5 protein-coding genes are annotated in these 8,066 nt (G+C 72.2%); 3 read left to right on the top strand and 2 right to left on the bottom strand.

The genetic code is table 11. The features are described 5' to 3' along the window. Together GT030_RS21555 and GT030_RS21550 are read right to left on the bottom strand one after the other, a co-directional pair. The coding region (locus GT030_RS21555; protein WP_346009704.1) for an ADP-ribosylglycohydrolase family protein at positions 1 to 325 on the bottom strand (325 nt) is incomplete at its 3' end. After that, complete coding sequence (locus GT030_RS21550; RefSeq protein ID WP_237522728.1) at positions 322 to 1,473, bottom strand: ADP-ribosylglycohydrolase family protein; 1,152 nt, start codon at positions 1,471 to 1,473, stop codon at positions 322 to 324. The genes GT030_RS21555 and GT030_RS21550, both read right to left, overlap by 4 nt. Before the next feature lie 263 nt (positions 1,474 to 1,736). On the opposite strand from GT030_RS21550, the gene GT030_RS21545 reads away from it, so the two are divergent. From GT030_RS21545 to GT030_RS21535, 3 genes are all read left to right on the top strand, one after another. Beyond that, on the top strand, positions 1,737 to 2,468 hold the full coding sequence (locus tag GT030_RS21545; protein ID WP_161202510.1) for a VIT1/CCC1 transporter family protein: 732 nt from the start codon (positions 1,737 to 1,739) through the stop codon (positions 2,466 to 2,468). Positions 2,469 to 2,885: 417 nt separating this feature from the next. Continuing rightward, a complete protein-coding gene (gene gltB / locus GT030_RS21540; RefSeq protein WP_202460388.1) occupies positions 2,886 to 7,490 on the top strand; it encodes a glutamate synthase large subunit in 4,605 nt (1,534 codons plus the stop codon). Then, positions 7,483 to 8,066 (top strand): NAD(P)-binding protein (locus GT030_RS21535; RefSeq protein ID WP_161202509.1); only part of this gene is annotated, 584 nt, incomplete at its 3' end. The genes gltB and GT030_RS21535, both read left to right, overlap by 8 nt.

Genomic DNA, 8,066 nt, shown 5'->3' with positions numbered 1-8,066 from the left:
AGGTCAGGTCGATGGCGGCGCGTATCCGGCGGTCCCGGCTGAGGTCGCCGAGCACGTCGTCCCCGGCCCGCAGGACGGCCTCCGCGGCGAACGCCGCCCACTCCGCGTCGTCGGAGGGGCCGAGGCGGAGCGGCTCCGGGGGCTGGTTCAGCGCGATGGGCACCGGCAGCGTGGTGGTGGCGTTCTGCTCGGCGAAGGTGTCCAGCTCGCGGGTGAGCCGCCGCGTCCACTCCGGCATCCGGGCCGCCCGGTGCCGGGCGGCGGGCCAGCCCGCCGCGTCCCCGGCGGCGAGCCCCAGCAGCAGCCCCTCGATCCGCCGGGTCACGACCCGTCCTCCGTGTCCGCGTCCCGCACGGCCGCCGCGCGGGGGAACGGTGTCTCCACCACGCTGCCCACCAGGGTGAGCGGCGGCTCCACGGCCGGCCGCAGCCCCTCCGGCAACAGCTCCGGCGGCACCACCCCCTCGCCCCACTTGCCGCCCTCCTCCGGGGTCAGCAGCTCGGCCACATCCAGGATGTGGTGGCCCGCCATGGCGGGCAGACACCTGCCACGTGCCGGGCCAATGGCGGCGGCCCACATACCGGGGATGGCGGCGACCCCGTTGGTCGCCCCGGCCAGGGCGCCCGCGACGGCCGCCGTGGTGTCGGCGTCCCGGCCCATGTTGACGGCCGTCAGCACCGCTTCCCGGAGGTCCCCGTCGGCCGCCGCGTACGCGCCGAAGGCGAGGGCGACCGCCTCGGGGGCCAGGTCGGTCCAGGGATAGCCGCCGATGACCACCGCCGTACGGACCGCGCGCTCGCCCCGGTGCGCGACGGCGACCGCCCGGCGCAGCGAGCGGGCGGTCCAGGAGTCGTCCGGTACGACGGCGAGCGCGGCGGCGATCACCACGGCCGGTTCCGCGCCCGCCATCGCGGCGGCCACCCCGGCCGCGACCGCCTGGCCGCCGTAGATGCCCTCGCCCTCGTGGCTGACCGAGCCGTCGATGGCGACCAGCCGGGCCGCCTCCGAGGGCCGCCCCGCCGCGAACACCCCGAACGGCGCCGCCCGCATCGCCAGCCCGTCGCTCCAGGCATGCCGGTGCTGGGCCGAGATGGGCGCCGCCAGCCCCCGGCGCAGGTTCTCCAGCGTGCCCCGCTCGCTGAACCCCGCGCCCCGGAAGGGACCCTCGGCCCGGTCGGCGATCCACTGGTGCCAGGCCGCCTCGACATGGGCCGGGGTGAGCGCGGAGCCGTGCCGGGCGAGCAGCAGCCCGGAGAAGATCGCGTACTCGGTGTCGTCCGTGCCGCACGGCCGGTCGGTGACGTATCCGGTGATGCGGCCCCAGCGGGCGCGGATCTCGGAGGGCTTCAGGTTCTCGGCGGGGGCGCCCAGCGCGTCGCCCACGGCCAGGCCGAGCAGTGCGCCGCGCGCCCGCTCGCGGCGTCCGGGTCCGGCGGGGGCGGGCAGTGGGGAAGCGGGTGCGTTCGATGCCATGGGCGGGACCCTCCTTCGCCAGGACCGCGTGGCCCTTTGCGGATGTGTCCCACCCGAGGGGCGGTGCCCTAGCCTCCGGGCCGCCGCCATCACCCGCTCGGTACCGGGAAATCCCCGCCCCGGCTGCCTGAGCTGCGACGACGCCGGAGGTTAGCTCAGCCTGCCCTTGCTGGCGGCGGAGCGGGAATCGACGTAGGTTAATGGTCGTTCGAAAAATAGAACCAGTCCAAAGTTAGCTTTGGCTCAGCTTACCGGGGGTCCTCATGGCCGTCATCGAGACCGGGGCCGCGCTGCACGAGGCGCACCGCGACAACCACACGCACCGCGACGTCAACGGCGGCTGGCTGCGTCCCGCCGTCTTCGGTGCGATGGACGGCCTGGTCTCCAATCTCGCCCTGATGACCGGCGTCGCGGGCGGTTCGGTGGGTCATCAGACGATCGTGATCACCGGCCTCGCCGGACTCGCGGCCGGCGCCTTCTCGATGGCGGCCGGCGAGTACACCTCCGTCGCCTCGCAGGCCGAACTCGTCCAGGCCGAGCTGGACGTCGAGCGCCGTGAGCTGCGCAGGCACCCGCAGGCCGAGCAGGATGAGCTGGCCGCGCTGTACGTCTCCCGCGGTGTCGAGCCCGGCCTCGCCCGCGAGGTGGCCCGGCAGCTCTCGAAGGACCCCGAGCAGGCCCTGGAGATACACGCCCGCGAGGAGCTGGGCGTCGACCCCGACGACCTGCCCTCCCCGCTGACCGCCGCCGTCTCCTCCTTCGGCTCCTTCGCGCTGGGCGCCCTGCTGCCCGTCCTGCCCTACCTGCTGGGCGCGACCGCGCTGTGGCCCGCCGTGCTGCTGGCGCTCGCCGGACTCTTCGGCTGCGGCGCGGTGGTGGCGCGGGTGACCGCCCGCAGCTGGTGGTTCAGCGGTCTGCGCCAGCTCGCGCTCGGTGGCGCGGCCGCCGGGGTCACTTTCGCACTCGGCAGCCTGTTCGGCACCGCTGTGAGCTGAGAGACCCTGGACATATGCCGGGGCGCGCATAAATAATTGTTACTCGCGGGTTTCGCGCGCTTGACCGTCGGGCATGAGCCGTAAGCACTGCGGGCAACGGCGCCCGCGGTGTACTCGCGGGACGGGCGACGACGCCTCTTCCGCCCCCTGGGTCCGACCGGTCACCACCCGTCCGGCCCAGTCGCAGGACCCGCTCGAAACCGCAGCGAAACCCCGCTTTCCCCCGCCGCCCCGAGCGGCACCCGCCGTACCCCACGGCACCCCGCCGCGCCCCCTGAGGCGTCCGCATGGTGGAACGGAGTATCCGGTTCCCGACAGGCGTTCCATCATGTAACCTGCACGAAATTTCGCACCAGCAGAGGGCCAGCGTCGTCCCTCGGCACCTGCCACACGCCATTGACGACGACGGGAGAGCCGATGCGTACGACGCGCCAGCCGTCCCCGCATTCCGTGACCGACCGCGCCTGGTCCTTCATGGATGCCCGCCCTGCCGCGCAGGGCATGTACGACCCCCGCGACGAGCACGATGCCTGCGGCGTCGGCTTCGTGGCCACCCTCACCGGTGAGGCGAGCCACGCGCTGGTCGAGCAGGCGCTGACCGTACTGCGCAATCTCGAACACCGCGGCGCGACCGGTTCCGAGCCCGACTCCGGGGACGGCGCCGGCATCCTCTCCCAGGTGCCCGACGCGTTCTTCCGCGAGGTGGCCGGATTCGACCTGCCGGCCGCCGGTTCCTACGCCGTCGGCATCGCCTTCCTGCCCGAGGCGGGCACCGACGAGGTCGTCTCACGGATCGAGACGATCGCCGCCGAGGAGGGCCTCGACGTCCTCGGCTGGCGCGAGGTCCCGGTCGCCCCCGAACTGCTCGGCGCGACCGCCCGCTCGACCATGCCGGCCTTCCGCCAGCTCTTCGTCGCCGACGGCACGAGCGAGGGCATCGCTCTCGACCGCAAGGCGTTCGTGGTGCGCAAGCGCGCCGAGCGGGAGGCCGGGGTCTACTTCCCGTCCCTGTCCGCCCGGACGATCGTGTACAAGGGCATGCTGACCACCGGCCAGCTCGAACCGTTCTTCCCGGACCTGTCCGACCGCCGGTTCGCCTCCGCGATCGCGCTGGTGCACTCCCGCTTCTCCACGAACACCTTCCCGTCGTGGCCGCTGGCGCACCCGTACCGCTTCGTCGCCCACAACGGCGAGATCAACACCGTCAAGGGCAACCGCAACTGGATGCGCGCCCGCGAGTCCCAGCTCGCCTCGGACCTGTTCGGCACCGAGAACAACCTCGCGCGCACCTTCCCGGTCTGTACGCCGGACGCCTCCGACTCGGCGTCCTTCGACGAAGTGCTGGAACTGCTCCACCTCGGCGGGCGCTCGCTGCCCCACGCGGTGCTGATGATGATCCCGGAGGCGTGGGAGAACCACGCCACCATGAACGTGAAGGACGCCGACCGCCGGGCCTTCTACCAGTTCCACTCCACGATGATGGAGCCCTGGGACGGCCCCGCCTGCGTCACCTTCACCGACGGCACCCAGGTCGGCGCCGTGCTCGACCGCAACGGCCTGCGCCCCGGCCGCTACTGGGTCACCGACGACGGCCTGGTCGTCCTCGGCTCCGAGGTCGGCGTCCTCGACATCGACCCCGCCAAGGTCGTCCGCAAGGGCCGCCTGCAGCCCGGCCGCATGTTCCTCGTGGACACCGCCGAGCGCCGCATCATCGAGGACGACGAGATCAAGGCGTCCCTCGCCACCGAGCAGCCCTACGCCGAGTGGCTGGAGGCCGGCGAGATCGAGCTGGGCGACCTGCCCGAGCGCGAGCACATCGTGCACACCCACGCCTCCGTCGCCCGCCGCCAGCAGACCTTCGGCTACACCGAGGAGGAGCTGCGGGTCATCCTCGCCCCGATGGCCAAGGCGGGCGCCGAGCCCATCGGCTCCATGGGCACCGACAGCCCCATCGCGGCCCTCTCCGAGCGCCCCCGGCTGCTGTTCGACTACTTCACCCAGCTCTTCGCCCAGGTCACCAACCCGCCGCTGGACGCCATCCGCGAGGAGCTGGTCACCTCCCTGCGCTCCTCGCTGGGCCCCCAGGGCAACCTGCTCGACCCCACTGCGGCCTCCTGCCGTTCCGTCGTGCTGCCCTTCCCGGTGATCGACAACGACGAGCTGGCCAAGCTCATCCACATCAACGCCGACGGCGACATGCCCGGCTTCAAGGCCGCCACCCTCTCCGGCCTGTACCGGGTCTCCGGCGGTGGCGACTCGCTCGCCGCGCGCATCGAGGAGATCTGCGCCGAGGCGGACGCCGCCATCGACAACGGCGCCCGGCTGATCGTGCTCTCCGACCGGCACTCCGACGCCGAGCACGCCCCGATCCCGTCGCTGCTGCTCACCGCCGCGGTCCACCACCACCTGATCCGCACCAAGGAGCGCACCCACGTCGGCCTGCTCGTCGAGGCCGGTGACGTGCGCGAGGTCCACCACGTCGCCCTGCTGATCGGCTACGGCGCCGCCGCGGTCAACCCGTACCTGGCGATGGAGTCCGTCGAGGACCTGGTCCGCGCGGGCACCTTCCTGCCCGGCATGGAGCCCGAGCAGGCCATCCGCAACCTCATCTACGCCCTCGGCAAGGGTGTGCTGAAGGTGATGTCGAAGATGGGCATCTCCACCGTCGCCTCCTACCGGGGCGCGCAGGTCTTCGAGGCCGTCGGCCTGGACGACGCCTTCGTGGAGAAGTACTTCGACGGCACCACCACGAAGATCGGCGGCGTCGGCATCGACGTCATCGCCAAGGAGGTCGCCGCACGGCACGCCAAGGCGTACCCGGCCAGCGGCATCGCGCCCGCGCACCGCACGCTCGACATCGGCGGCGAGTACCAGTGGCGCCGCGAGGGCGAGCCGCACCTCTTCGACCCGGAGACGGTCTTCCGCCTTCAGCACTCCACCCGCTCCGGCCGCTTCGACATCTTCAAGAAGTACACCGACCGGGTGAACGAGCAGTCCGAGCGCCTGATGACGCTGCGCGGCCTGTTCGGCTTCGACTCCGGCCGCGCCCCCATCCCCGTGGACGAGGTCGAGCCGGTCTCCGAGATCGTCAAGCGCTTCTCCACCGGCGCCATGTCGTACGGCTCCATCTCCCAGGAGGCGCACGAGACGCTCGCCATCGCCATGAACCAGCTGGGCGGCAAGTCCAACACCGGTGAGGGCGGCGAGGACCCGGAGCGGCTGTACGACCCGGCCCGGCGCAGCGCCATCAAGCAGGTCGCCTCCGGCCGCTTCGGCGTCACCTCCGAGTACCTGGTCAACGCCGACGACATCCAGATCAAGATGGCCCAGGGCGCCAAGCCCGGCGAGGGCGGCCAGCTCCCCGGCCACAAGGTGTACCCGTGGGTGGCCAAGACCCGGCACTCCACGCCCGGCGTCGGCCTGATCTCGCCGCCGCCGCACCACGACATCTACTCCATCGAGGACCTCGCCCAGCTCATCCACGACCTGAAGAACGCCAACCCCTCGGCCCGCATCCACGTGAAGCTGGTCTCCGAGGTCGGCGTCGGCACGGTCGCGGCCGGTGTGTCCAAGGCGCACGCCGACGTGGTGCTGGTCTCCGGCCACGACGGCGGCACCGGCGCCTCCCCGCTCACCTCGCTCAAGCACGCGGGCGGCCCCTGGGAGCTTGGCCTCGCCGAGACCCAGCAGACCCTGCTGCTCAACGGGCTGCGGGACCGGATCGTCGTCCAGACCGACGGCCAGCTCAAGACCGGCCGGGACGTGGTCATCGCCGCGCTGCTCGGCGCCGAGGAGTTCGGCTTCGCCACCGCGCCCCTGGTGGTCTCCGGCTGCGTGATGATGCGCGTCTGCCACCTGGACACCTGCCCGGTCGGCATCGCCACCCAGAACCCCGTGCTGCGCGAGCGCTTCGAGGGCAAGGCCGAGTACATCGTCAACTTCTTCCGGTTCATCGCCGAAGAGGTCCGCGAGCTCCTGGCCGAGCTGGGCTTCCGCTCCATCGAGGAGGCCGTCGGCCACGCCGAGGTGCTCGACGTGGAGCGCGCGGTCGACCACTGGAAGGCCCAGGGCCTGGACCTGGCGCCGCTGTTCCACGTGCCCGAGCTGCCCGAGGGCGCGGTCCGCCACCAGGTGGTCGCCCAGGACCACGGGCTGGAGAAGGCGCTCGACAACGAGCTGATCAGGCTCGCCGCCGACGCGCTGGCCGCCACCGACGCCACCGAGGCGCACCCGGTGCGCGCCCAGGTCGCCATCCGCAACATCAACCGCACGGTCGGCACCATGCTCGGCCACGAGGTGACGCGGAAGTTCGGCGGGGCGGGCCTGCCCGACGACACCATCGACATCACCTTCACCGGTTCGGCCGGCCAGTCCTTCGGCGCCTTCCTGCCGCGCGGAGTCACCCTCCGCCTGGAGGGCGACGCCAACGACTACGTGGGCAAGGGCCTCTCCGGCGGCCGGATCGTGGTCCGCCCCGACCGGGCGGCCGACCACCTCGCCGAGTACTCCACCATCGCGGGCAACACCATCGGCTACGGCGCCACCGGCGGCGAGCTGTTCCTGCGCGGCCGCAGCGGCGAGCGGTTCTGCGTCCGCAACTCCGGGGCCCTGGTGGTCTCCGAGGGCGTCGGCGACCACGGCTGCGAGTACATGACCGGCGGTCACGCGGTCGTCCTCGGCCCGACCGGCCGCAACTTCGCGGCGGGCATGTCCGGCGGCATCGCGTACGTCATCGACCTCGACCCGGACAACGTCAACGCCGGCAACACGAACGCCGTCGGGCCGCTGGACGAGGCCGACCGGACCTGGCTGCACGACGTGGTGCGCCGCCATGCCGAGGAGACCGGTTCCACGGTCGCCGGGAAGCTCCTCGCGGACTGGGACCGGTCCGTGGAGCGCTTCAGCAAGATCATCCCCAGCACGTACAAGGCAGTGCTCGCCGCCAAGGACGCCGCCGAGCGAGCCGGTCTCTCCGAGACCGAGATCACCGAGAAGATGATGGAGGCGGCGACCAATGGCTGATCCCAAGGGCTTTCTGAACCACGGCCGCGAGGTCGCCCGGACCCGTCCCGTCGACGAGCGCGTCAAGGACTGGAACGAGGTCTACGTCCCCGGAGCCCTGCTGCCGATCATCGGCAAGCAGGCCAGCCGGTGCATGGACTGCGGCATCCCGTTCTGCCACAACGGCTGTCCGCTCGGGAACCTGATCCCGGAGTGGAACGACTACGCCTACCGGCAGGACTGGGCGGCCGCCTCCGAGCGGCTGCACGCGACCAACAACTTCCCCGAGTTCACCGGGCGGCTCTGCCCCGCGCCCTGTGAGTCGGCCTGTGTGCTGGGCATCAACCAGCAGCCGGTCACCATCAAGAACGTCGAGGTCTCGATCATCGACCAGGCGTGGGAGACCGGGGACGTGGCCCCGCGCATCCCCGAGCGGCTGTCCGGCAAGACGGTCGCGGTCATCGGCTCGGGACCGGCCGGGCTCGCCGCCGCCCAGCAGCTCACCCGCGCCGGCCACACGGTCGCCGTGTACGAGCGCGCCGACCGCGTCGGCGGCCTGCTGCGGTACGGCATCCCCGAGTTCAAGATGGAGAAGCG

It is taken from the genome of Streptomyces sp. SID1328 (genome assembly GCF_009865595.1).
Classification (GTDB): domain Bacteria; phylum Actinomycetota; class Actinomycetes; order Streptomycetales; family Streptomycetaceae; genus Streptomyces; species Streptomyces griseoluteus.
The sequence above is the reverse complement of the archived record's forward strand: the minus strand, read 5'-3'. Positions and strand labels throughout refer to the sequence as shown.